The 22606-nt window shown below is 71.3% G+C and carries 19 protein-coding genes; 14 read left to right on the forward strand and 5 right to left on the reverse strand.

Annotated features, from left to right (window positions below; genetic code table 11):
- Positions 1–7: 7 nt before the first annotated feature.
- The 6 genes from B0I32_RS21260 to B0I32_RS21285 are packed head-to-tail and all read left to right on the forward strand — an operon-like array spanning position 8 to position 4376.
- A complete protein-coding gene (locus B0I32_RS21260) occupies positions 8–880 on the forward strand; it encodes a triphosphoribosyl-dephospho-CoA synthase (RefSeq protein ID WP_106242041.1) in 873 nt (290 codons plus the stop codon).
- The gene (locus B0I32_RS21265; RefSeq protein WP_106242044.1) at positions 868–1158 is read left to right on the forward strand and encodes a malonate decarboxylase subunit delta; all 291 of its coding nucleotides are present in this window, start codon (positions 868–870) and stop codon (positions 1156–1158) included. The genes B0I32_RS21260 and B0I32_RS21265 overlap by 13 nt, the downstream gene beginning before the upstream one ends.
- Positions 1155–2030 (forward strand): biotin-independent malonate decarboxylase subunit beta, encoded by an 876-nt coding sequence (locus B0I32_RS21270; protein ID WP_106242046.1) that lies wholly within the window; start codon positions 1155–1157, stop codon positions 2028–2030. Before B0I32_RS21265 ends, B0I32_RS21270 begins: the two co-directional genes overlap by 4 nt.
- Positions 2027–2833: a biotin-independent malonate decarboxylase subunit gamma gene (mdcE, locus tag B0I32_RS21275; protein WP_106242049.1), complete on the forward strand. Its 807-nt coding sequence runs from the start codon at positions 2027–2029 to the stop codon at positions 2831–2833. The genes B0I32_RS21270 and mdcE overlap by 4 nt, the downstream gene beginning before the upstream one ends.
- Positions 2824–3444: a malonate decarboxylase holo-ACP synthase gene (locus B0I32_RS21280; protein WP_106242052.1), complete on the forward strand. Its 621-nt coding sequence runs from the start codon at positions 2824–2826 to the stop codon at positions 3442–3444. Before mdcE ends, B0I32_RS21280 begins: the two co-directional genes overlap by 10 nt.
- Positions 3441–4376, forward strand: a complete 936-nt coding sequence (locus B0I32_RS21285; RefSeq protein ID WP_106242055.1) for an ACP S-malonyltransferase — start codon at positions 3441–3443, stop codon at positions 4374–4376. The genes B0I32_RS21280 and B0I32_RS21285 overlap by 4 nt, the downstream gene beginning before the upstream one ends.
- A 370-nt stretch (positions 4377–4746) precedes the next feature.
- Here the strand turns inward: B0I32_RS21285 and B0I32_RS21295 are convergent, their stop codons facing one another.
- Both B0I32_RS21295 and B0I32_RS21300 read right to left on the reverse strand, forming a co-directional pair.
- Positions 4747–6123: an AbfB domain-containing protein gene (locus tag B0I32_RS21295; protein WP_106242059.1), complete on the reverse strand. Its 1377-nt coding sequence runs from the start codon at positions 6121–6123 to the stop codon at positions 4747–4749.
- 44 nt (positions 6124–6167) lie between these two features.
- Positions 6168–7604: an RICIN domain-containing protein gene (locus B0I32_RS21300; RefSeq protein WP_181307627.1), complete on the reverse strand. Its 1437-nt coding sequence runs from the start codon at positions 7602–7604 to the stop codon at positions 6168–6170.
- 507 nt (positions 7605–8111) lie between these two features.
- On the opposite strand from B0I32_RS21300, the gene B0I32_RS58875 reads away from it, so the two are divergent.
- Genes B0I32_RS58875 through B0I32_RS21320 form a run of 3 tightly spaced genes read left to right on the forward strand, consistent with a single transcriptional unit; the run spans position 8112 to position 12065 of the window.
- The gene (locus tag B0I32_RS58875) at positions 8112–9404 is read left to right on the forward strand and encodes an RICIN domain-containing protein (protein WP_219911929.1); all 1293 of its coding nucleotides are present in this window, start codon (positions 8112–8114) and stop codon (positions 9402–9404) included.
- 30 nt (positions 9405–9434) lie between these two features.
- The gene (locus B0I32_RS21315; RefSeq protein ID WP_106242064.1) at positions 9435–10496 is read left to right on the forward strand and encodes a glycoside hydrolase family 43 protein; all 1062 of its coding nucleotides are present in this window, start codon (positions 9435–9437) and stop codon (positions 10494–10496) included.
- A gap of 60 nt (positions 10497–10556) precedes the next feature.
- Complete coding sequence (locus tag B0I32_RS21320; RefSeq protein ID WP_106242066.1) at positions 10557–12065, forward strand: RICIN domain-containing protein; 1509 nt, start codon at positions 10557–10559, stop codon at positions 12063–12065.
- 43 nt (positions 12066–12108) lie between these two features.
- Here the strand turns inward: B0I32_RS21320 and B0I32_RS21325 are convergent, their stop codons facing one another.
- On the reverse strand, positions 12109–12714 hold the full coding sequence (locus tag B0I32_RS21325) for a TetR/AcrR family transcriptional regulator (RefSeq protein WP_106242069.1): 606 nt from the start codon (positions 12712–12714) through the stop codon (positions 12109–12111).
- Positions 12715–12853: 139 nt separating this feature from the next.
- Between B0I32_RS21325 and B0I32_RS21330 the strand changes: the two genes are divergently transcribed.
- The 3 genes from B0I32_RS21330 (at position 12854) to B0I32_RS21340 (ending at position 16289) form a co-directional block, all read left to right on the forward strand.
- Positions 12854–13615, forward strand: a complete 762-nt coding sequence (locus tag B0I32_RS21330) for a DUF998 domain-containing protein (protein WP_106242071.1) — start codon at positions 12854–12856, stop codon at positions 13613–13615.
- Positions 13616–13847: 232 nt separating this feature from the next.
- A complete protein-coding gene (locus tag B0I32_RS21335) occupies positions 13848–14810 on the forward strand; it encodes an aldo/keto reductase (protein WP_106242073.1) in 963 nt (320 codons plus the stop codon).
- Positions 14811–14969: 159 nt separating this feature from the next.
- Positions 14970–16289 (forward strand): acyltransferase family protein, encoded by a 1320-nt coding sequence (locus B0I32_RS21340; RefSeq protein ID WP_181307629.1) that lies wholly within the window; start codon positions 14970–14972, stop codon positions 16287–16289.
- Positions 16290–16322: 33 nt separating this feature from the next.
- Here the strand turns inward: B0I32_RS21340 and B0I32_RS21345 are convergent, their stop codons facing one another.
- Positions 16323–18707 (reverse strand): phosphoketolase family protein, encoded by a 2385-nt coding sequence (locus B0I32_RS21345; protein ID WP_245955966.1) that lies wholly within the window; start codon positions 18705–18707, stop codon positions 16323–16325.
- A 390-nt stretch (positions 18708–19097) separates the two neighbouring features.
- Between B0I32_RS21345 and B0I32_RS21350 the strand changes: the two genes are divergently transcribed.
- Together B0I32_RS21350 and B0I32_RS21355 are read left to right on the forward strand one after the other, a co-directional pair.
- Positions 19098–20888, forward strand: a complete 1791-nt coding sequence (locus B0I32_RS21350) for an AMP-dependent synthetase/ligase (protein ID WP_106242079.1) — start codon at positions 19098–19100, stop codon at positions 20886–20888.
- Between the two features lie 65 nt (positions 20889–20953).
- Entirely contained in the window at positions 20954–22066 is a 1113-nt protein-coding gene (locus B0I32_RS21355; RefSeq protein ID WP_245955946.1) for an acyltransferase family protein, read from the forward strand.
- A gap of 84 nt (positions 22067–22150) precedes the next feature.
- Here the strand turns inward: B0I32_RS21355 and B0I32_RS21360 are convergent, their stop codons facing one another.
- The gene (locus tag B0I32_RS21360) at positions 22151–22585 is read right to left on the reverse strand and encodes a nuclear transport factor 2 family protein (protein ID WP_106242082.1); all 435 of its coding nucleotides are present in this window, start codon (positions 22583–22585) and stop codon (positions 22151–22153) included.
- Positions 22586–22606 lie beyond the last annotated feature (21 nt).

The following is a 22606-nucleotide window of genomic DNA, read 5'->3' on the forward strand; positions in this document are numbered from 1 at the left end:
TCCGCCGATGACCGTGATCGAGCACGCCCGTCCGTCCGCGGCCCTGCTCGCCGACGCGGCGGTCCTGTCGCTGTGCGCGGAGGCCCGGCTGAGCCCCAAACCCGGCCTGGTCGACGCCCGGGGCGGCGGCGCGCACGACGACATGGACCTGCCGCTCATGCTGGCCTCCGCCGAGGCGCTGCGCCCCGCGTTCCGCATGATCGCCCAGGCCGCGGAACGTACGCCCGCCGGCGTCGGGCTGCGGGAGCGGCTGGGCGTGATCGGCCGCCTGGGCGACCGGGCGATGCTGCGGGCCACCGGCGGGATCAACACCCATCGCGGGGCGCTGTGGTCGCTCGGGCTGCTGGTCGCCGCCGTCGCCGGCGGCGCGGCCGGCGAACGCGCGGCCGCCGGGGACGCGGCCCGGCTGGCCGCCCTGCCCGACCGGTGGGTGCCGGCGGGGGAGCCGTCCCACGGCGAGCGGGCCCGGCGGCGCTACGGGACGGGCGGCGCCCGAAGAGAGGCGGAGAACGCCTTTCCGCACGTCATCGGGGTCGCGCTGCCGCGGCTGTGGGCGGGCAGGGCGGCCGGTCTCGGCGAGGACTCGGCTCGGCTGGACGCGTTGCTGGCGGTGATGAGCCTGCTCGACGACACCTGTGTCCTGCATCGCGGCGGCCCCGGCGGCCTGCGGGCCGTCCAGCACGGCGCCCGGCGGGTCCTGGACGAGGGAGGCGCGGGCACCGGCTCCGGCCGGGCCGCGCTCATGGAACTGGACGACGCGCTCCGCGCGCGGCGCCTGTCACCGGGAGGAAGCGGCGACCTGCTGGCCGCCGCGCTCTTCCTCGACCGGGTGCCGTGGCCGGAACGCCTGGAGCAGGAGGTGCTCGCGTGCGGACGCTGAGCTACGAGTTCCCCGCCGACCGCCCGGCCGCCCGGCGCAGTCATGTCGGGGTGGTGGGCTCGGGGGATCTGGAGGTGCTGATGACTCCCGCGAACGGTAACGCCCGGGTGCGGGTGCGTACCAGCGTCGACGGGTTCGACACGGTGTGGCGGACGGTGCTGGAGCGGTTCTTCGCCCGTCACCGCGTGGCCGCGAGCTTCGAGCTCAACGACTTCGGCGCCACGCCGGGCGTGGTGACCCTGCGCCTGCGCCAGGCCATCGAGGAGGGCAGGGCATGACCGTCACCGAGTGGGAGTCGTTGCTCGACCGCACCAGCTTCATCGAGCTGGACGCCAGGGAGCGGGCGAAGGCGCTGCTGGACGAGGGCACGGCGGACGAACTGTGCGGCCCCTTCGACCGCATCGAGTCACCGTGGCTGGAGCCGCAGGGTGTCGTCCCCCAAGCGGACGACGGGGTCGTCGTGGTCAAGGGCCTGCTGGACGGGCGGCGCGTGGTCGTGATCGGCATCGAACAGGCCTTCCAGGGCGGCGGCATCGGCGAGGTCTCCGGTGCCAAGATCGCCGCCGCGCTGTCGCTGGCGGCCCGGGACAGCCGCGCCGGCACGCCGACCGCCGCGGTGCTGCTGCTGGAGACCGGGGGTGTCCGCCTCCAGGAGGCGAACCTGGGCCTGGCCACCGTGGCCGAAGTGTGCGCGGCCGTGCTGGAGCTGCGTGCCCTTCAACCTGTCGTCGGCGTCATCGCCGGGGCGCTGGGCTGCTTCGGCGGTGTGAGCATCGCCGCCGGACTGTGCACGACGCTGATCATGACCGCGGAGAGCCGGCTCGGGCTCGACGGACCCGAGGTGATCGAGTCCGAGGCGGGGATCGCCGAGTTCGACGCCTCCGACCACCCGCTGATCTGGTCGATCGACGGCGGGACGCAGCGCGTCAGGACTGGCCTGGCGGACGCGCTGGTCCTCGACGACGTCACCGCGCTGCGGAGCGCGGTGGCCGGGGCCGTGCGGCAGGGCGTGCCCGCCGAGCACCGCTCGCGGCGGATCGGCGAGCTGCGGGCCCGCCTGGAAGCCGTGGACCCCGCGCATCCGCCCGCGCCGTCCGAGCTCGCGGCGGTGTGGGGGAGACCCGCGCAATCGGAGGGAGACCAGGGATGAGCCGCGGCCTGAAGTGGACGCACGCGCTCGCGGACGGGGCCGTGCACGACGTCGTGCCGTCCGTGATCACCGCCGGGTGCACGCTGGGCGACGACACCGCCCGCCTCGTCACCGTCGTGCCGGACCCGGACAGCCCCTTTCACCGCGCCCGCGCGGGCGAGGTCGGACTGCGTGAAGGGCTCGCCATCGCCGAGGCGGTGACCGAGGTGGTCGCCGCGGACGAGCGGCTGCCCGACGGCCGCCGCCGCCCGATCGTCGCCGTGGTCGACCTGCCCAGCCAGGCCTACGGGCGGGTCGAGGAACTGCTCGGCATCCACCATGCGCTGGCCGCCGCCGTGGACGCCTACGCCACCGCCAGGACGGCCGGTCATCCGGTCCTCTCGCTCATCGTCGGCAACGCCCTGTCCGGCGGGCTGCTCGCGCACGGTCTGCAGGCGAACCAGATCCTCGCCCTCGACGACCCGGGCGTGGTGATCCACGCCATGCACAAGCAGGCCGCGGCCAAGGTGACCCTGCGGACGGTGGCCGAGCTCGACGAGCTGGCCAAGCGGTTCCCGCCGCTGTCGTACGACGTCGGTGACTGGGCGAAGCTCGGGCTGTGCGACGAACTCCTGACGGTGGAGAACGCCGGCGAGCCGACCGGGGCGGACCTCACGAAGGTACGGAACGCGCTGGTCGCCGCCGTCGTACGCGCCAGGAAGGGCCCCCGCGACCTGAGCAACCGCCTCAACTCGCCCGGCGCCATGAAGACCAGGGCGGCCTCGCGCCGCATCCACGAGGAGCTCGCCAAGCAATGGGGATGACGGCGCGCCCGCACGACCTGGTACGGCTCGCGGGCGGCGCGCGGCCGGCCGAACTGCCCGGATGGGCCGCCGCGGCGCTGGCGGCCTGCGGCTGGGCCGTCGTCCGGCGGGCGCCGCACCCGCCCGGCCTGATCCCCGTCGGCGTACGCGGGCCACGGCGGTCCCAGCGCCACGCCGCCTTCGTACCCGCGGGGGAGGTGACCCGCCGCGTCCCCCCGGAGGAGCTGAACCAGCCGCGCGGCCCCGACCTGTCCGCCGCGCTGCGCGACACCCTGGCCGCCGCCGGCCGGAGCCTGGCCGAGGAGCTGGGGCGCGAGGCCGTCTGGGGTCCGGTCGGCAGCGTGGGTTTCGAGCTGGCCACCGGGCACCAGGTCACCCATCCGGAAAGCGACCTCGACCTGCTCGTACGCACGCCGCACCGGCTCCCGCCGGCCACCGCCGCACGGCTGGTGACCGCCTTCGCCGCCCTCCCCAGCAGGGTCGACTGCCAGCTGGAGACCCCGCGCGGCGGGATCGCCCTGGCCGAGTGGGCCCGTACCGGCGGCCCGGTCCTGGCCCGCACCGCGTACGGCCCCGAACTGGTCGACGACCCCTGGGCGGCGCGCGCATGACGGTCGCCTTCCTCTACCCCGGCCAGGGCACCCAGCGGCCCGGCATGCTGCACGACCTGCCCGGCCATCCGGCCGTCGCCGCGACCCTCGCCGAGGCCGAACGCATCCTGCCCGGCTCGTCCCGGCAGGACGACGCGCGGGCTCTGGCGTCTACCGTGACCACGCAGGTCGCGCTCTGTGTCGCCGGCGTCGCCGCGACCAGGGCGCTCGCCGCCGAAGGCGCCGAGCCCGACGCCGTGGCCGGCCACTCCGCCGGCGCGTTCCCCGCCGCCGTCACCGCCGGCGTGCTCACCTTCGCCGAAGCCCTCGTGGCCGTACGCCACCGCGCCGAGCTCATGCGCGACGCCTACCCGTCGGGGTACGGCATGGCCGCCGTGCTCGGGCTCGGCGTGCCCAGGGCCCGCGCCCTGATCGAGTCGGTCACGACCGGCGACGACCCGGCCTACCTGGCCGTCATCGACGAAGACCAGCAGGTCGTGGCCGCCGGCAGCGACCGCGCGCTGGAACGCCTCGACGAGGCGGCGGAGCGGGCCGGCGCGCGGCGGGTGCGCCGCCTGGACATCGGCGTCCCGTCGCACTGCCCGTTGCTCGCCGGAGTCGCCGACGCCATGGCGGCCCACCTCGGCACGGTGCCGAGGCGGGCCCTCACCGTCACCTGCTTCGGCGGCCGTACCGGCCGTCCGCTCCTGGACGCGGACGCCGTGCTCGACGACCTGGCCCGCGGGGTCGCCGCCACTCTGCGCTGGCGGGACGTCGTCGCGCTGCTCGGCGAGCTCGGCACGACGCTGTTCGTCCAGACGCCGCCCGGGCACGTGCTGGCCCGGATCGCCGGGGCCGCGAACCCCGGCGCCCGGGCCGTCACCCTGGCCGGCACGTCGCTGGCGGACACGGTGGAGCTGACCCGCCGTGCCCGCCAGGCGGCCGTACGGTGATCGCTATCGCCTTCGGTAGTCACCGTCGCGGCGGTCACCGTCGCCACGCTCACGGTCCTCCGGTGGCACGGGGAAGGGATCGTCCGGTGCGTCGGGAACGGGAGGGACCGGGATGGGGTCCCCCGCGAACGTGGTGGTCGTCCGGGCGGCGTGGGCCACGCCGAGACCGGAACCGGCGAGTACGGATGCCATCACTGCGGCTGACACGAGCAGGCGTTCGAACATCGGAATCACTCCAGTGACGCGATGAGAACCATGGCAGATATCGGCTGAGCGGGCGTCGACGAGGCCCGTGAAACACCTCCAACGCTAGCGGAGCGGCACCGCGCGGTCTCTCCGCAGGAGGCAAAGCCTTCCCCAGCGCCCCAGGTCAGCCGGTGACGCGGAAGGTGGCGTCGGCCCGGTCGGTCGTGGTGCTGATCGGGTCGATGCGCAGCAGGTAGTCGGCGTGGCGCAGGTGGCGGTCGGGGAAGTTGTACGACTGGAACGACGCCGCCGACGCGTCCGCCAGCCCGGCCACCCGCCGGAACGTGGCGTCCGCCCGGAACGTGGCGCTGCCGTCGTTCCTGGCCAGCACGAGGTCGTAGTTCCAGTGCCGCAGGTAGTAGCCGGGGAAGTTCGCCGCCTCGAACGACACGTACGCGCCGCCCGTGTCGGCCAGGCCCGGCACCACCCGCCACTGCGCGTCCGCCGCCGGACTCACGTTCGGGTCGATCCGCACGTCGTAGTCGGCATGCCGGACGTACCGGTCGGGGAAGTTGTACGACTGCAGCCGGCTGGCGGCGATCGACGGCGTGCCGACCCCGGCGCTCGTCTGCGTCACCCGGCCGATCGTGCCGTCGGCGTTGTAGGACAGGTACTCCATCGCGAGCGACCGCTTGTACGTGCCGCCCCCGGCGCGGGCGTTGCGGTGGTAGGCGATGTACCACCGGCCCTGGTACTCGGCGATCGCGTGGTGGTTGGTGTTGACGTTGACGCTGTCGAGGATGACGCCGCGGTAGGTGAACGGGCCGAGCGGGCTGCTCGCCGTGGCGTAGGCGATCTGCCCGGGCCAGCCCGTGGAGTAGGAGAAGTAGTAGACGCCGTTCCGCTTGTGCATGAAGCCGGCCTCGGCGAAGCCGCTGCCGCCGTTGATCGTCACGTTCTGGACGGCGCCCGTGGTGGAGATCATGTCCGCGTTCAGCCGGACCACCTTCGGCGCGCGGGCGCCGCCGAAGTACAGGTACGCCTGCCCGTCGTCATCGACGAACGCCGCCGGGTCGATGGGCTCCTCACCGGTGTTGGCGTCCCGCCCCTTCTCGATCAGCGGGGTGCCGCGCGGATCGCTGAACCCGCCGGTGGGTGACGTGCTGCGGGCCACCCCGATCTTGGTCCGGTCGGTCGGCAGGTACAGGTAGTAGTAGCCGTTCCGCTGCGCCGCCGACGGCGCCCACGCGTACCGTGTCGCCCAGCGGAACCCGGTGACCGCGAACGGCGCGCCGTGGTCGGTCCAGTTCACCAGGTCGGCCGAGGAGTACACGCGCCACGCGCTGGAGTCCCAGTACGTGCCGCTGTTGCTCTCGTCGTCCGTGGCGTACACGTAGGCGCGGTTGCCGTAGACGTGCAGGGACGGATCGGCGGCGAACCGGTGCACCAGCGGGTTCGACGCGTGCGCGGGTGTGGTGATCAGCGCCGCCGCCAGCAGCGTGCACACCGCGAGCAGGTGCGCCGCGACCCGGCCCGGGACGGTGCGTGCGTGTCTGGTCATGGCATTCCTCTCGCCGATGCGGGCCGGTGCGGCCGGTGCTCGCGTCAGACCTGGGTACGGGACCACTGCTGGTTGGTGCCGGCGCCGCACGCGTACTGCTGGATGTCGGCCCCGTCGGCGGTGGAGGCGTTGACGACGTCCAGGCACTTGCCGCTGTGCCGGGCCCTGAGCTGGAAGTAACCGCCGGTGGCCACCCACTGCCACTGCTGGTTGGCGCCGCCGCCGCAGGTGTACTGGATGACGTTCGCCCCGTCGGCGGTCGAGGCGCTCGCGACGTCCAGGCACTTGCCGCTGGTCTGGTTGACCAGCCGGTGGTAGCCGCCGCCGGTGTCCTGGAACTGCCATCTCTGGTTCCCGCCGCCGTTCCACGGGTACTGCTTCACCTCGGCGTTGTTCGCCGTGGACGCGCCGACGACGTCCATCACCTTTCCGCTGCCGCGCGCGGTGATCCGGTAGTACGGGGAGGAGCCGCCGCCGGAGACGACGCCGGTGGCGGCGTCGACGGTGATCTCGGGGTACCAGGTCAGGCTCATGCTGGTGGCGGAGGGGAACGTGATCGGCAGCCAGACGTACTGGGAGTCGTTCACCGGCCCGCCCCACGCCCCGGCCCAGCGATCGCCCATGTAGAGGTAACCCGTGGTGGACGAGCCCTGGATCGGCAGCACGTACGTCGGCTGGGAGCCGAACGTGGTGCCGTCGCCGACGTTCGTCCATCCGGTCCACGGCCCGGAGATGCTCGACGCTGTCGCGTAGCGTGCCTGGTTCGGATTCCAGCCCGTCGCCGCCGACGTCAGCAGGAAATAGACGTTTCCCCGTTTGAAGAGGGCCGGGGCTTCCCGGTGGGCGTCGTTCCAGAAATTGCCCACCAGCGTGCTGACGTTCAGATAATCGGCGGTGAGCCGGTAGATGTGCAGGTCGTAGTTCTCGTCCGCGGCCGAGATCATGTAGGCGGTGCCGTTGTCGTTGTAGAGGGTGATGTCCCTCGACATGTGCTGCCCGAGCGGACGGAAACTGCCGTGGTAGGTGTAGTCACCGTCCACGGTCGCGGAGGAGGCGACGGCGGCGCGGGCCTCGCTGTAGTTCGAGCCGTTCTCCTTGTGCATCCACATGACGAATCTGCCGGTGGAGCCGTTGTAGATGACCTTCGGCCGCTCGATGTTCGCGACGTCGAGCTCGGGATGGGACGACCGGGTGAGGACGTCGTTGCGGAATTCCCAGTTCTTCAGGTCCGTGGACCGGTAGACCGAGACCGCGCGGAAGGTGTTGTCGGGATTGCGGTTCTCGCCGAACCAGTAGTAATAACCACCGTCGCGCAGGACGCCGCCGCCGTGGGCGTGCAGCACGTTGCCGCTGGTGTCGCGGAACTGGGTGCCGTTCGCGATGGTCACCGGAGCCGCCTGGGCCGGAGTCGCCTGGCCGACGAAGGCGACGGCGAGGAGGAGGGCGGCGGCGATCGAGTGGCGTAAGCGTAGCGGAAACACAGCTATCACCCTTCTTTGCGGGAATGGCGAACAGAACGCGCGGCGGACCCTCACCCCTATAAGAATCACAAGATCAATGTTTACGTTAACATCACCGCCTTGAAGGTGATAGGCAGGTTTGCGGCGTGTTTCGCAGATCGTTGACGCTGGCGGCCCGGATGTCAATACTTCGCCGCGAGTTGCTTCTGGTCGCGCTGCCGCTGAAGCCCGGCGGCGCCGGCCCTGACATCGCCTGCCACCTGCCCTTTCGGACGATCCGGAGGCTCGGCTTATCGCGGCCTGCGGCTGTGAAACCAATCATGGGTATTGACCGCCCCGGCCTGAGTGCACACACTGATTTGACGCCGACGTAACCACCCGCCTTCCTCCTGATTACGGGCCGCACGTTTGGCACGCCACCCACGATCAAAGGCTCACGCCCGCAGATCGGCCGCAAATGTTAGCGCTAACAGCTAATCGGTGAATGGACGGAGACATGACGCACTCGTACCGACCTCGCAGGTCATCGTGAAAAAATGGCTGGCCCGGCTCTGCCTCGTGGCGCTCACCGTCGCCACCACCGCGGTGGCCGTCGCCGCTCCCGCACAGGCCGCTCCCGGCTACGTCTACACCACGTTCAAGGGAGACGCCGCCGCCGACCAGGAGCTCTGGGTCTACTCCTCGGCCGACGGCACGAACTTCGGCGTGCTGGCCGACACCGGCTACCGCGGCCCGTCCGGAGTGCTGCGCGACCCCAGCGTCATCCAGCACGGCGGGCTCTACTACGTCGCCCACACCGTCCAGTCATGGACCACGAACTCGACCTACTTCAACATCGCCTCCAGCCCCGACCTGGTCAACTGGACGCACGTGACCAGCGTGAACTCCGGCATCGCCAACACGCGCTTCACGTGGGCGCCCGAGTTCTACGTCGAGGGCGGCACCGTCCGGATCATCGTGAGCATCGCCCAGACGACGTGCTCCGACTGTTTCCGCCCCTACGTCTTCACCGCCCAGAACACGTCGCTGACCTCCTGGAGCGGACCGGCGCAGCTCGGCGGCCTCGGCTTCAACCACATCGACACGTACGTGGTGAAGTCGGGGAGCACGTACCACGCGTTCACCAAGAACGAGACCTCCAAGTACATCGAGCACTGGACCAGCACCACCCTCACCAGCGGGTGGAGCGACCAGGGCCGGTTGTGGAGCTCGGGCTACGAGGGGCCGGCCGTGCTGCGGATGGGCGACGGCTCCTGGCGCGTCTGGATCGACAAGTACACCAACGGCGGCATCTGGACCGCCATCAGCACGGACCTGAACTCCTGGTCGGGCCTGAGCCAGATCACCTGCCCCGGCTGCCGCCACGGCACGATCCTGCCGGTGGCCGACGTGCCCGGCCCGGCGCCGGCGTACCGCGTGACCAACCGGAACAGCGGCAAGGTGATGGACGTCGTGTCCGCCTCCACCGCGAACAACGCCGAGATCAAACAGTGGGCCTGGAACGGCGGCGGCAACCAGAAATGGGACTTCCAGGACGCCGGCGGCGGCTACTTCCGCATCGTCAACCGCAACAGCGGCAAGTGCCTGGACGTGGCGAGCGGCTCGACGGGCGACGGAGCCAACATCATCCAGTACACCTGCGGCGGCGGCGCCAACCAGCAATGGCAGTGGCAGGCCGCCGGCGGCTACTTCCGGCTCGTCGCACGGCACAGCGGCAAGTGCCTCGACGTCGTCGGCTCCGGCACCGGCGACGGCGCCGACATCCAGCAGTACGCCTGCGGCGGCGGCGTCAACCAGCAGTGGAGCCGCACCCAGGTCTGACCCACCGGCAGCCCCCGGAAAGGAACCCCGATGTTCGTGCGCAGGAGCCTGAGCACAGCGCGGCGGCTGCTCGTCCTCGCCGCCGCGACCATGCTGACGGCCGCGCTCGGCGCGGCCACCCCCGCGCCGGCGCTCGCGGCGCCCGGCCCGTCGTTCACCAACCCCCTCGTCGGCACGCCCAACAGCGCGGACCCGTCCATCGTCCACAGCGGCGGCAACTGGTACTACGTGGCCACGACGTGGTCCTCGCGGATCGTCATGCGCAGGTCGTCCACCATGGCCGGCCTGAAGACGGCGGCGGAGCAGACGGTGTTCACCCTGGCCCCGGGGCCGGGCTGCTGCACGATGTGGGCGCCCGACCTGCAGTGGATCAACAACCGCTGGTACCTGTACTTCTCCGCGGAGGCGTCGCCCGGCCAGGGGGAGCGCCGGACCGGCGTGCTGGAGAGCTCCGGCACGGATCCGCTGGGCCCGTACACCTACCGGGGGATCCTCAATCTGGAGCCCGGCAACGGGTGGGCGATCGACGGCAGCGTGGTCCGGTTCAACGGATACGTGAACCACTTCGTCTACTCCGCGTTCCGCGGCGGGGAGCAGGGGCTGTTCATCGCCCCGATGTCGTCGCCGACCCAGGTCTCGCGGAACGGGGTGCGGATCTCCTCGCCCACGCTGTCGTGGGAGCGGCAGGGCGGGGCGGTCAACGAGGGCCCGTACGCCGTGTACAACGCGGGCAGGACGTTCCTGACGTACTCGGCGAGCTCCTGCCAGACCCCCGACTACAAGCTCGGCATGCTGACCTGGACCGGTGGCGACCCGATGTCGCCCCGCTCGTGGACGAAGAAGTCCACCCCCATCTTCCAGCGCAGCGACGCCAACGGCGTCTACGGCCCGGGCCACGCCTCCTTCGTCCGGTCGCCCGACAACGCCGAGACCTGGGTCGTCTACCACGCGAACTCCTCCGCCGGCCAGGGCTGCGGCACCACCCGCAGCACCCGGGCGCAGAAGATCAACTGGAACTCGGACGGCTCGCCCAACCTCGGCGTCCCGGTCCGGACCGGCGTCTCGATCCCGGGCCCCTCCGGCGACTCGTGACACGCCCTCGCAGGGAGATGCCCGAGAACTCAGCTCCACGCTCCAGTGATGGGATATCTCATGACACTGATCACCCCGTCCGACGGCCACTCATCGTCGCGAAACACCCGGTCGCCGCGCCGGTCGCTGATCGTCCTGCTGGCGACCGCGCTCGTCGCGGCCGCCGGCCTCATCGTCTCGGCGCCACCGGCCCAGGCCGCCACCAGCCAGTTCCGCGGCATGAACTGGGCCGTCCTGGGCGACAACTTCAGCACCGGCACGCTCGTCGTCCAGGGCCTGAGCCAGTCCGACAGCAACGCGACCGTACGCGCCAAGGCCAACGCCCTCTATGACGACATGGCCTCCACCATGGGCGTCAACACCGTCCGGCTGCCCATCAACACGCACACCGTGGCCAACACCACCTGGTGGAACGCCTACCGCGGCGCCATCGACGCCGCCACCGCGCGCGGCTTCAAGGTCATCCTCGCCTACTGGGAGGACGGCGCCGCCTCAGGCGGCCGGATCACGAACCTCGCCGCGTGGAACACGATGTGGTCCAGCGTGACCAGCACGTACGGCTCCAACGGCAACGTCTACTTCGAGCCGATGAACGAGCCGCACGGCTACACCTCGGCGGAATGGCGCGACGTCGCGGCGAACTGGCTCGCGTACCACACCTCGGCCGTACCCGGCCGGGTGCTCATCGGTGGCACCGGCTACAGCCAGGACCTGCGCGACGTCTGCAACGACAGCCGCTTCAACGCCACGCTGCTCTCCTTCCACCACTACGCCTTCTTCTACAGCGCGATGACGTACGACGCCTTCCGCACCCACATCCAGACCCGCCTCGGCAACTGCGCCTCCCGCGCGGTCGCGACCGAGTTCGGCGCGCCGATGGCCACCGGCCTCGACTACGGCGACGCGAACAGCACCGACAACTTCGTCCGCCACATCCGCGCTATGGCCCAGGTCATGCGGGACAACAACATGGGCGGCACCTACTGGCCCGCCCTCGGCGGCAAACCGACCGGAAGCCTCGGCTACGACCACTACTCGATGTACGCCCTGAGCGGCAGCGGCACCAGTCTCGACCTGACCGTGCGCAACCCCTCCGGCGCCGACCGGATCCGCTACGCCTGGGGCGACAGCATCGGCGACCCGACCCCGCCGGCCACGTACCGGATCAACGTACGGCACAGCGGCAAGGCCATGGACGTCCAGCAGCCGAACACCGACAACGGCGCACGCGTCGGCCAGTACACCTACCTCGGCAACGCCTGGCAGCAGTGGCGCTTCCAGGACGCCGGCGGCGGCTACTGGCGCATCGTCAGCCGTCACAGCGGAAAGTGCCTCGACGTGGTGAGCGCCTCGACCGCCGACGGCGCCGAACTCGTCCAGTACACCTGCGGCACCGGCGCCAACCAGCAGTTCCAGCTGGTCGCCAGTGGCAGCTACTTCCAGCTCAGGGCCCGCCACAGCGGCAAGTGCGTGGACGTGCCGTCCGCGTCGACCGCGGACGGCGCGATCCTCAAGCAGTATCCCTGCAACACCGGCACCAACCAGCAGTGGTCCCGCACGACCGTCTGACCACCGTTCCGCCCCTCGCGCTCCTGTTCCGAGCGCGAGTCCTTCACCTGGACGCGCTCTGGTCGCCGCCCTCGTCGTATCGCGCCCAGCCTTCGTCGAGCAGCCGGAACCCCGCGTCGACGGTCGGCTCCGGATCGGCCTCGTGGGTGGCGCTGAGCTGGATCTGCAAGGCGAAACGGACGTAGAACCGGATCTCCTCGGTCGGCTCCGTGAGCCCGAACTCCTCGACGATCGCGGCGACCAGAGCGTCCTCGTGGCGGAACCACATCTTCTCCGCGTAATCGATGAGGGCCGGCGTCTCCTCCATGAGCGCGAGGATCCGGCGTTGGGGCCCGGTCCTCATCGCGGCGATCTCGGCGAGATAGTGCGCCTTGAGCGCGTCGGAGATCGAACTCCCCGGCGGCCGGTCGCGGACCGCCGCCACGAGGCGCTCGTGCCGTTCGTCCTCGTCACCGAAGACGAGCGCCTCCTTCTGCGGAAAGTGCGTGAAGACCGTCTTGGGGGAGACGTCCGCCTGGTCGGCGATCTCGCGGACGCTGACCCCGTCGAAGCCGCGCTCGAGGAAGAGCGCCGTCGCCGCGTCCAAGATCGCCGCCCGCGTCGCCGCCTTCTTGCGTTCCCGCCGTCCCACGGCCATGCCGTCAACCATGGGCAGAGCCTACTACTGCCGGACTACAACGACATTGACGGTAAAAGTAGTCTCGGTGTAGTAAGTAATCGAGTGAAGTTAGCGTATCGGGACGAACCTGTACCGACCGCAACGCTCAGCACCGGAAGGAAGCAGAACCATGGCCGGCGACACCAACCCGCTCCCGAGCCTCGAACTCGCGAACGACGCAGCGCCTGAAGTGCTCACCCCCGGCGCGTGCCCGCCTTCGCGGCAGCAGCGCCGAACCGCGGGAGCCCTGCTCATCGCGGGGCCGATGATCTTCCTGCTGACCGAGTTCATCGCCGCCGCGGCCTGGACGGATCCGCCCTACAGCTACACGTACCACTTCATCAGCAACCTCGGCGTCCACGGGCCCTCGACGCTGTTCGGGCAGTACATGTACTCACCGCTGGCCTGGGTGATGAACACCGGCTTCTTCCTGTTCGGGATCACGATCCTGGCCGGTGTGGCCGCGCTGCGCGGCCTGCCCGGCCGGCGCCGCTGGGCGGCGCTCGTACCCGCGACGCTGCTGGCCGCCGGCGGTGTCCTGCTCGGCTTGTTCCCCGGATCCGGCGAGGCGATGAACGACGGCACCGGTGACTTCCACGCCCTGGGCGCCTTGGCGGGCTTCGTCGGCGGCAACGTCCTGGCCATCGCGCTCGGGAGCATGCACCGGCGCGCCGGGCTCGCGCCGAGACTCGGGCGGACGCTGGTCGCGGCCGGCGTGATCGGCCTGGTGTCGATGGTGGCCTACTTCGCCGACATCATCTCCGGGGCCAACGTCCTCGTCGGCCTCGTCGAACGCGGCGCCACCCACCCGTTCCTGCTCACCCTCGCCTGCGCGGGAATCGCCCTCTGGGGACCGCTGCGAGCTCGCCCGGGGGCGGTAGCGACTCGGTGACATCACCCCAGAAGCAACAGAGGTCGAACGGCTCGTTTCCCGGCCGTCGGCGGCGACCTCAGAGGACGAGCGGTAACGGAACCGGGGCCGGCCTCTGCCCGGATCCGCGAACGCCACCGGGCCGGGGCCCGGCTGATCACCACCGCCTGGACCTGAATCCGCACTTCAGGAAGGTTCTCCGGCCGAGCGCCGGGTAGATGGCGACGTAAGCGACACTGCTGAGGAGCGAGAGATGGAGACGGTAGAGCTGGGCCGCACGCAGCTTCAGGTCACGCCGATCGCTTACGGCACGTGGCAGTTCGGCGGGGAGTGGGGCGAGGTCGAGGAGCGGGCGGCGATCGAAAGCATCCGCCATGCCCGTGACCTGGGCATCAACCTCTTCGACACCGCCCAGGGGTACGGTTTCGGGACCGCGGAGCGGCTGCTGGGCAAGGCTCTGGCCGGTGAGATGACCCAGGTGGTCATCGCCACCAAGGGCGGGCTGCGCATGGACGGCGACACGCTGGTCCGCGACTCCAGCCCTGAGTGGATCCGGCGCGGTGTGGAGGAGAGCCTGAACGCGCTGGGAGCCGACCATATCGACCTGTACCAGGTCCACTGGCCAGACCCGAGGACTCCACTGGCGGAGACGGCGGCCGTCTTGTGGGACATGGTCGACGAGGGCCTCGTCCACCATGTCGGCGTCTCCAACTTCGACGCCGGGCAGATGCGCGCGTTCTCGGCCGAACGGCAGGTCGAAGCGCTGCAGTCGCCTTACCACCTGTTTCATCGGGACATCGAGTCCGGCGTCCTGCCCTATGCCGCCGAGCGCGATCTGGGCGTGCTCGCCTACAGCCCGCTGGCGCACGGGCTCCTGGGCGGCGGGTTCGACGAGAACACCACCTTCCCCGCGAACGACTGGCGATCGGGCAGCCCCGATTTCACCGGTGACACCTTTCGCCGGAACGTGGAGGTGGTCGGCGAGCTTCGCCGCTTCGCTGAGGAGCGAGAGGCCACGATCGGGCAGCTCGCCGTGGCGTGGGTGCTGGCGCACCCCGCGGTCCAGGTGGCCATCGTCGGCTCCCGTCGCAGGGCTCATCTTCAGCAGACTGCCGGCGCGCTGGACATCAGGCTGAGCAAGGAGGACCTCGCGCGGATCGACGCGATCATGGCCGGGGCCACACCCCTCCGCGCGCCCGCGCCTGAGGGCGCGTAACCACCCTCCGCCGTGGCCCGGCGAGCTCGGGCTGTGTCGCTGAGGCCCTGGCCTCCCGTTATCGGAACGAGCGGCCTTTGCCGTTGTTTCCGCACGTCAGGCGCATATCGAGAATGAGCGCCGGGTAGGTCGCGCCTGGGCGGGGGAGGGGCAGAAGTCATGCGTGGGATGGTGGCGACGGTTCGTGACCTGGCGGTGCGCACGCCCGACAGCCGTGAGCGCGGCGTCGACATGTGGCGCGCACTGGCCATCTGCCTGGTGGTGTTCGGGCACTGGTTCGTCGTCGCCGTGACCTACCGGGACGGCCGGCTGGCCGGGTACAACGCGCTGGACATCCTGCGGTGGATGGATCCGGTCACCTGGCTGTTCCAGGTGATGCCGATCTTCTTCCTGGTCGGCGGCTACGCCGCCGGCGCCTCGATGGCCTCGCACCGCGCGTCCGGTGGCGACAGCATCAGCTGGGTGCTGAAGCGGACCGACCGGCTGCTCCGGCCGACGACAGCGCTGTTCCTGGGCCTGACGCTGGTGTCCGTGGCCGCGGTGGCGGCCGGGGTGAACAGCCAGCTGGTCGGCCACGCGGCGTGGCTCGCCTCGATTCCGCTGTGGTTCCTGCTGGCCTACCTCACCCTGGTGGTGTTCACGCCGTGGCTGCACGCGCTGCACCGCCGCGCGGGGCTCGCCGTCCCGGTGGTGATGGTGGTCATCGTCGCCGTAGCCGACCTGCTGCGCACGGGCCTGCACGTGCCGATCGTGGGTCTGAGCACCTACCTGTTCGCCTGGTTGACGCTCTACCAGCTCGGCTTCTGCTGGCGCGACGGGCTCTTGCGGCTGGGCCGTGGAGGCGCGGTGGCGGTCGCGGCGGGCGGTCTGGCCGCCCTGGTCGCACTGACCGTGGTGGGCCCGTACCCGGTGGGCATGGTCGGCGACAACACGGCTCCGCCGTCCCTCGCACTGATGGCGCTCGCCGCCACGCAGGTCGGATTGATTCTGGCCCTCCAGCCGGCCGCCGGCCGATGGCTTCGCCGGATCGGCCCGTGGAGCGCGGTCATCGCGACCAACGCGGTCATCCTGACCGTGTTCCTCTGGCACATGACAGCGGCGGCGGTCGCGGCCGCTCTGCTGTTTCCGACCGGGGTCCTGCGGCAGCCCCCGCCGCAGTCCGCTTCGTGGCTGCTGTGGCGGGTGCCATGGCTGGCGTCCTGCGCCATCGTGCTCGCCGTCCTGGTCGCCCTCTTCGCGCGCATCGAACTACGCCGGTCGGTACCGCGTTCCGTCGAGCGCGGCCTGTGGCGCGACGGCGCGACCGTGCTCGGAATGGCCGCGGTGCTGGCCGGGCTACTCCTCGTCGCCGTGGCCGGCCCCGGCTACCACGGCCCGACCGGCCTCCCCTGGGCCGGGGTGCTTGCGTACCTGTCCGGTGCCGCCGTGCTGCGCGTGGCACGAACCCGGTCCGCCCCGTCGGCCGTTGATCGCCGCTGAGCAGCCCGGACAGCCGCCATCCGGCCGTCGTGCTCAGCCCTGCTCCGCCCAGTCGCCCAGCGACCAGTCCCGCACTTCCGGCATGTCTTGCAGGTGCTCGACCACGTACCGCTGGTGGCGGAGGAGCTGCCGCTCGCACCACGCCTTCAGCTCGCTCGCCCCGGCCGGGGTCCGTCGCGCGGCGTTCAGCGCGTCCATCACCAGGTGGTACCGGGATGCCCGGTTGCGCACCACCATGTCGAACGGGGTCGTGGTCGTGCCCTCGTCCACGAAGCCGCGCACATGGAACCTGTCAGGGGCCGGCCGGCCGTGCACCAGCTGGTGGATCGCGCCCGGGTAGCCGTGGAAGGCGAACAGCACGTCGACGTGGCCGGTGAACAGTTCCCGGAACAGGAGGTCGTCCATGCCGTCCGGGTGGACCGTGCGCGGGGGCAGGGCCATCAGGTTGACCACGTTGACCACTCTGGTGGCGAAGTGCGGCAGCCGTTCGCGCAGGAGGTTCGCCGCCGCGACGGTCTCCATGGTGACCACGTCCCCGGCGCACGCGAGCACGATGTCGGGGTCCGAGCGGCCGTCCTCGGCGCCTGCCCACGCCCACACCCCGGCACCCCGGGCACAGTGATCCACCGCCTCGTCCATGGTCAGCCACTGCAACTGCGGCTGCTTGTCGATGACGACGAGGTTCACCCGCGACCGCGATCGCATGCAGTGGTCGGCCACCGACAGCAGCGTGTTCGCGTCCGGCGGCAGGTAGACCCGGTTGACGGGGCCCCGATGGGTGATCACGTTCTGGATCAGGCCGGGCCCCTGGTGGCTGAAACCGTTGTGGTCCTGGCGCCAGGCGGTCGAGGTCAGCAGGATGTTCAGGCTCGGCACCGGCGCCCGCCACGCCAGCTCCCGCGCCTCCTGCAGCCACTTCGCGTGCTGCACGGTCTGCGAGGCCGACACCATGGCGAACGCCTCGTAGGTGGCGAACCAGCCGTGCCGGCCGGTCAGCGTGTACCCCTCGAGCCAGCCGTGGCAGGCGTGCTCCGAGAGCACTTCCATCACCCGGCCGTCCCGCGATATCGCGACATCTTCCTCGGTCACGCGCTCCGCGAACGCCCGGTCGGACGCTTCGAACACCGCCCCCAGCCGGTTGCTGTCGGTCTCGTCGGGGCAGAAGAGCCGGAACCGGTCCGGATTGCGGCTGTAGGTGTCGCGCATGAACTCGCCGAGCTTGCGGGTCGACTCGAGCCGGTCCCGGCCCGGCACCCGCAGCGGCACCGCGTAGTCGCGGAAGTCGGGCAGGTCCAGGTCGACGGTGAGCAAGCCCCCGTTGGCATGCGGGTTGGCACTCATCCGCAGCTCTCCCTCGGGGTTGACCGACCGCACCAGCGCCTCGGGCGCGCCGTGGCCGTCGAAGAGCTCCTCGGGCCGGTAGGAGCGCATCCAGTCCTCAAGGATCCGCAGGTGCTCCTCGTCGCCCCTCATTCCGGCCAGCGGCACCTGGTGAGAGCGCCACGTGCCCGACACCCGCACCCCGTCCACCACGTCCGGTCCGGTCCAGCCCTTCGGCGTCCGCAACACGATCATCGGCCACCGGGGCCGGGCGCCGTCCCAGTCGCCGCCGCGGGCCGCCGCCTGGATCGCCCTGATGGACGCCCACGCCCGCGTCAGCGCGCCGGCGAACCGGTGGTGCATGCCGGGCAGGTCGTCACCCTCGACCTCGATCACGTCATACCCGTGCCCGGTCAGCAGGGACCGGACCTCGTCCCGGTCCTTCCTGGCCAGCAGGGTCGGCCCGGCGATCTTCGCGCCGTTCAGGTGCAGAACCGGTAGCACCGCGCCGTCGCGGGCCGGGTTCAGGTAGGAGATCCCGCTCCAGGATCCCTCCAGCGGGCCGGTCTCCGCCTCCCCGTCGCCGACCATCGCCAGCGCGATGAGGTCCGGGTTGTCCATCACCGCGCCGAACGCGTGCACCAGCACGTAGCCGAGCTCGCCCCCCTCGTGGATCGAGCCCGGGGTCGGCACCGACGCGTGGCTGGGGATCCCCCCGGGGGTGGAGAACTGACGGAACAGCCGCAGCAGGCCCTCCTCGTCCATGGTCACATGCGGGTAGATCTCGGTGTAGGTGCCCTCCAGCCAGCCGGCCCCGACCAGTGTCGGGCCGCCGTGCCCGGGACCGGCCAGGAAGATCATCTGCTGCCCGGTGTGCCGGATCAGCCGCGACGCGTGCGCGTACACCAGCGCCAGGCCGGGGCTGGTGCCCCAGTGCCCCAGGAGCCGCGGCTTGATGTGCTCGCCGGCCAGTGGCTCGCGCAGCAGCGGGTTGGCCATCAGGTAGATCTGGCCGACGGTCAGATAGTTGCTGGCGCGCCACCACGCGTCGACCGCGGCGACGTCGGCGTCGGTGGGACGGGCGAGCCGGTCCACCAGCTCCGCGGTGGTCCGGCGCTCGTTCTTGGTGGTTGCCACGAGAGTCTCCATCCACCGGAATGTCGGCGCTCACGTTCCTTGCCGGGGATCCCCAGGCAATGGCCTGCTATCACTCTACGTGTCGCTCATATGACGAAGGGCGAGGGATGCTCGTTCCTGGCGGTAGCTCGGCCGGTTCATGAAGCATGGGTGGCCGTCGGCGGTGAGCCGGTCCAGGCGCGGCCCGGCGACGGCAGGCCGGGCTGCGCCGCCGAACCCGGCCCGTCACGTGTGCGTCCGGTGACCTGGGGAAGCAGAGTGATTGGCTGCTTCACGCCGCCGTACATGCAGCGCCCGGTGCCGCAGCCGCCGGCGCCGCCTGGTTGCCCTTTTCCTCACAGGAGATCGACGATGCGTGTCCATGCGGTCCCGGCCCCGGTAATCGTTGCCCCCGACGACCAGCTCGCCGACGTGGTGTTCGCCGACGACCGGGTGAACGGCGACGCGGTCCTGTTCCGGTGCCGGTCGGCCGGCGGCTGGCGCCCGGTGACGGCCCGGCGGTTCGCGGCCGACGTCCGCAGCCTGGCGGCCGGCTTCCTGGCCGCCGGGATTCAGCCCGGCGATCGGGTCGCGCTGCTGGCCGCCACCAGCTACGAGTGGACGCTGGTGGACTATGCCCTGTGGACGGTGGCGGCGGTGCCGGTGCCGATCTATGAGACCTCCTCGGCCGAGCAGGTCCGCTGGGTGCTGGAGGACGCCGGTCCGATCGCGGTGGTGGCCGAGCACGAGACGCATCGCCGCCTGGTCGAGGAGGCGTCCGAGGGTCTGCCCAGGCTGCCGCGGGTGTGGCAGATCGACGGCGGCGGGCTGGACCGTCTCCGCGAGGACGGGCGTGACGTGGACGACGGCCGGCTGCGTGAGCGCCGCCGGGCGGTGTCGGCCGACGACCTGGCGACGATCGTCTACACCTCCGGCACCACCGGCCGCCCGAAAGGATGCATGCTGAGTCACGGCAACCTGCTGTACGAGGCGCGCGGTGCGATCGACAGCCTGGAGCGCATCTTCGGCCGGGACGCCTCGACGCTGCTGTTCCTGCCGCTGGCGCACGTGTTCGCGCGGGTGATCCAGGTGGCCTGCGTGGAGCGGGGCGTGTGCCTGGCGCACAGCGCCGACCGGGCCAGACTGACCGAGGACCTGGCCGCCCTGCGGCCGTCGTTCCTGCTGGCGGCGCCCAGGGTGTTCGAGCGGGTCTACAACGCCGCCCGGCAGCGGGCCCACGCCCAGGGCAAGGGGAGGATCTTCGACTGGGCCGACCGGACCGCCGTGGCGTACAGCCAGGCACTGGAGGAGGGCCGCCCAGGCCGGCGCCTGCGCCTGGCGCACCGCCTGTGCGACCGGCTGGTGTACCGGCGGCTGCGGGCCGCGCTCGGCGGCCGGGTCGGCTACGCCATCTCCGGCGGGGCGCCGCTGGGCGTACGGCTGGGCCACTTCTTCCGCGGAGCCGGCATCACCGTGCTGGAAGGCTACGGGCTGACCGAGACCAGTGCCGCCGCGACCGTGAACCTGCCCCAGGCGCAGAAGATCGGCACGGTGGGACCGCCCCTGCCCGGGGTGGAGGTCCGGATCGCCGACGACGGCGAAATCCTGATCAAGGGCCCCATCCTGTTCCAGGGTTACTGGCGCAACGAGCAGAAGACCGGGGAGAGTCTGACCGCCGACGGGTGGCTGCTCACCGGCGACCTCGGCGCCCTGGACGAGGACGGGTTCCTCACGATCTCGGGGCGCAAGAAGGAGATCATCGTCACCGCCGGGGGCAAGAACCTCGCCCCGGAGCCGCTCGAGGACCGCCTGCGCGCTCACCCGCTCATCAGCCAGGCGGTGGTGGTCGGCGACCGGCGGCCGTACACCGCCGCGCTGATCACCCTGGACGCCGGGGCGCTGGCGTCATGGAAGCGGGCCGCCGGCCGGCCCGAGCGGGCCGGCCCGGCCGAGCTTCGCGACGATCCGGAGCTGCTGGCCAGGCTGCAGACGGCCGTGGACGAGGCCAACGCGACGGTGAGCCGGGCCGAGTCGATCCGCAGGTTCCGGATCCTCACGGTCGACCTGACCGAGCGGAACGGGTATCTGACCCCGACCCTCAAGGTCAAGCGTGCCGTGGTCCACAAGGACTTCGCGGCCGACATCGAGGAGTTGTACCGCTGAGCACCGGACGCCGAGACCGGCGCACCCGTCCCGGCGCGGGGGAGCGATCGACGCTGGACCGGCTGGTGGCGGCCACGCCGTCGTCCCGCGACCGGGTGGTCGATGCCGCTCGCGCGCTGTGCATCGTGGTCGTCACCCTCTGGCACTGGACGCTGTCGGTCACCCACCGCACCGCCGACGGCAGCCTGGTCATGCCCAACCCGATCCATGCCGTGCCCGGTGGCTGGCTGGCCACCTGGGTGCTGCAGATCATGCCGGTGTTCTTCCTGGTCGGTGGGTACGCGAACCTGGTCGGCTGGCAGCGGGCTCAGGCGCGCGGGACGACCGCCGGCCAGTTCGTCCGGGGCCGGCTGCGCCGGCTGCTCTGGCCGACCACCGTCTGGGCCCTGGTCTGGCTCGCCGGCGAGCTGATCGCGTCCGCCCTGCCCGGCACGCACCGATGGATGTGGGAGTGGTTCCCCGGCTACCTGACGCCGCTGTGGTTCCTGGGCGTGTACGGCCTGCTGATCGCCATGGTGCCGATCACCGCGAGCCTGAACGCCCGCTACGGAGCCGGGGTCCTGGTGGCGCTCGCGCTGCTGATCACCCTCGGCAGCGTGGCGCACCGCGGCGCCGGCCTGGCCTGGTCGGGCTGGGCGACCGCGGCCCTGGTGTGGCTGTTCTGCCACCAGCTCGGCTACACCTGGCGTACCTGGGAGCTGGGCCGGCGTCCGCTGGCGCAACGGCTCGCGGTCGCGGGGGCCGGACTGGCCGGGCTGGCCGGGCTGACAGCGGTCGCGGGCTACCCCGCCTCGATGGTGGCCACCGCCGGCGCCGAATCCAACATCTTCCCGACCAACGCCACCATCGCCGTGCTGGCCGTCTTTCAACTCGGGCTGCTGGTCCTGATCACGCCGGCCGCCGAACGCCTGCTGCGCCGGCCGGCCGCCTGGAAGCCGGTGGTGGCCGTCAACGTGGGCGCGTTGACCATCTTTCTCTGGCACATGACCGCGTACCTGGTGGTGCTGTGGGCCTATGAAGGGCTGGGCGGCACCCTGCCGGCGGAGCCGACCGCCGGCTGGTGGAGCCGGCGATGGCTATGGCTCCTGGCCCCATCGGCCGTGCTGGCCGCGCTGGCCGTCCTGTTCACGCGAGTCGAGCTGGCCGCCCGCCGGCCTCGAAAAGAGGCAGGCCGCTGACCCCGGCGCCCGGCAAACGAGCTGTCGCCGCGGGGTCCCCGGTGCTGGGGCCGCCATTCGCCGGTGGTGGCGCCGGCCGCCGGTTCAGGCGCGTGCCGCCTCGCGTTCGAGCGAGATGTCCCGGAGCAGCGCGGTGTCCTGGTAGAACGAGCGCTTTCTGGTGATCTTGCCGTGCACCACGTCGACCAGTTCGAGCACGGTCATCCGCCACGGGTTGCCGTGCAGGTCGGCCCCGCTGTTCGTGGCCACCACGACGACGCGGGTGGGACCGTCGGCGACGAGTTCGTCGATGGTGATGGCCGAGAGGTCCAGCCCGGTCAGCTCGTGCATCCGGTGCCGGGCCGGCCCGATGGCGGCCCCCCGGTGGACGCCGCTGTCGGGGTGCCCCCAGTTGAGCTCGGCCTCCTGCTCGTCGGTCAGCTCTTTGATCGTGGCGAAGTCCGGGCCACCGGGTGTCCGGAGGACGGCTTCGTAGAAGCGGCGGACCACTTCCTTGTTGCGCTCGGGCTGGGTCGGCATGGGGGTTCACGCTTTCTGAAT

Source organism: Nonomuraea fuscirosea, assembly GCF_003001935.1.
GTDB classification, from domain to species: Bacteria; Actinomycetota; Actinomycetes; order Streptosporangiales; family Streptosporangiaceae; genus Nonomuraea; species Nonomuraea fuscirosea.

What these genes read in the sequence shown, in the direction of transcription:
- B0I32_RS21260 (WP_106242041.1), top strand. Translation starts at nt 8, where the DNA reads ATGACCGTGATCGAGCACGCCCGTCCGTCCGCGGCCCTGCTCGCCGAC.
- B0I32_RS21270 (WP_106242046.1), top strand. Translation starts at nt 1,155, where the DNA reads ATGACCGTCACCGAGTGGGAGTCGTTGCTCGACCGCACCAGCTTCATC.
- mdcE (WP_106242049.1), top strand. Translation starts at nt 2,027, where the DNA reads ATGAGCCGCGGCCTGAAGTGGACGCACGCGCTCGCGGACGGGGCCGTG.
- B0I32_RS21280 (WP_106242052.1), top strand. Translation starts at nt 2,824, where the DNA reads ATGGGGATGACGGCGCGCCCGCACGACCTGGTACGGCTCGCGGGCGGC.
- B0I32_RS21285 (WP_106242055.1), top strand. Translation starts at nt 3,441, where the DNA reads ATGACGGTCGCCTTCCTCTACCCCGGCCAGGGCACCCAGCGGCCCGGC.
- B0I32_RS21295 (WP_106242059.1), bottom strand. Translation starts at nt 6,123, where the DNA reads ATGACCAGACACGCACGCACCGTCCCGGGCCGGGTCGCGGCGCACCTG.
- B0I32_RS21315 (WP_106242064.1), top strand. Translation starts at nt 9,435, where the DNA reads ATGTTCGTGCGCAGGAGCCTGAGCACAGCGCGGCGGCTGCTCGTCCTC.
- B0I32_RS21320 (WP_106242066.1), top strand. Translation starts at nt 10,557, where the DNA reads ATGACACTGATCACCCCGTCCGACGGCCACTCATCGTCGCGAAACACC.
- B0I32_RS21325 (WP_106242069.1), bottom strand. Translation starts at nt 12,714, where the DNA reads ATGGTTGACGGCATGGCCGTGGGACGGCGGGAACGCAAGAAGGCGGCG.
- B0I32_RS21330 (WP_106242071.1), top strand. Translation starts at nt 12,854, where the DNA reads ATGGCCGGCGACACCAACCCGCTCCCGAGCCTCGAACTCGCGAACGAC.
- B0I32_RS21335 (WP_106242073.1), top strand. Translation starts at nt 13,848, where the DNA reads ATGGAGACGGTAGAGCTGGGCCGCACGCAGCTTCAGGTCACGCCGATC.
- B0I32_RS21340 (WP_181307629.1), top strand. Translation starts at nt 14,970, where the DNA reads ATGCGTGGGATGGTGGCGACGGTTCGTGACCTGGCGGTGCGCACGCCC.
- B0I32_RS21350 (WP_106242079.1), top strand. Translation starts at nt 19,098, where the DNA reads ATGCGTGTCCATGCGGTCCCGGCCCCGGTAATCGTTGCCCCCGACGAC.
- B0I32_RS21360 (WP_106242082.1), bottom strand. Translation starts at nt 22,585, where the DNA reads ATGCCGACCCAGCCCGAGCGCAACAAGGAAGTGGTCCGCCGCTTCTAC.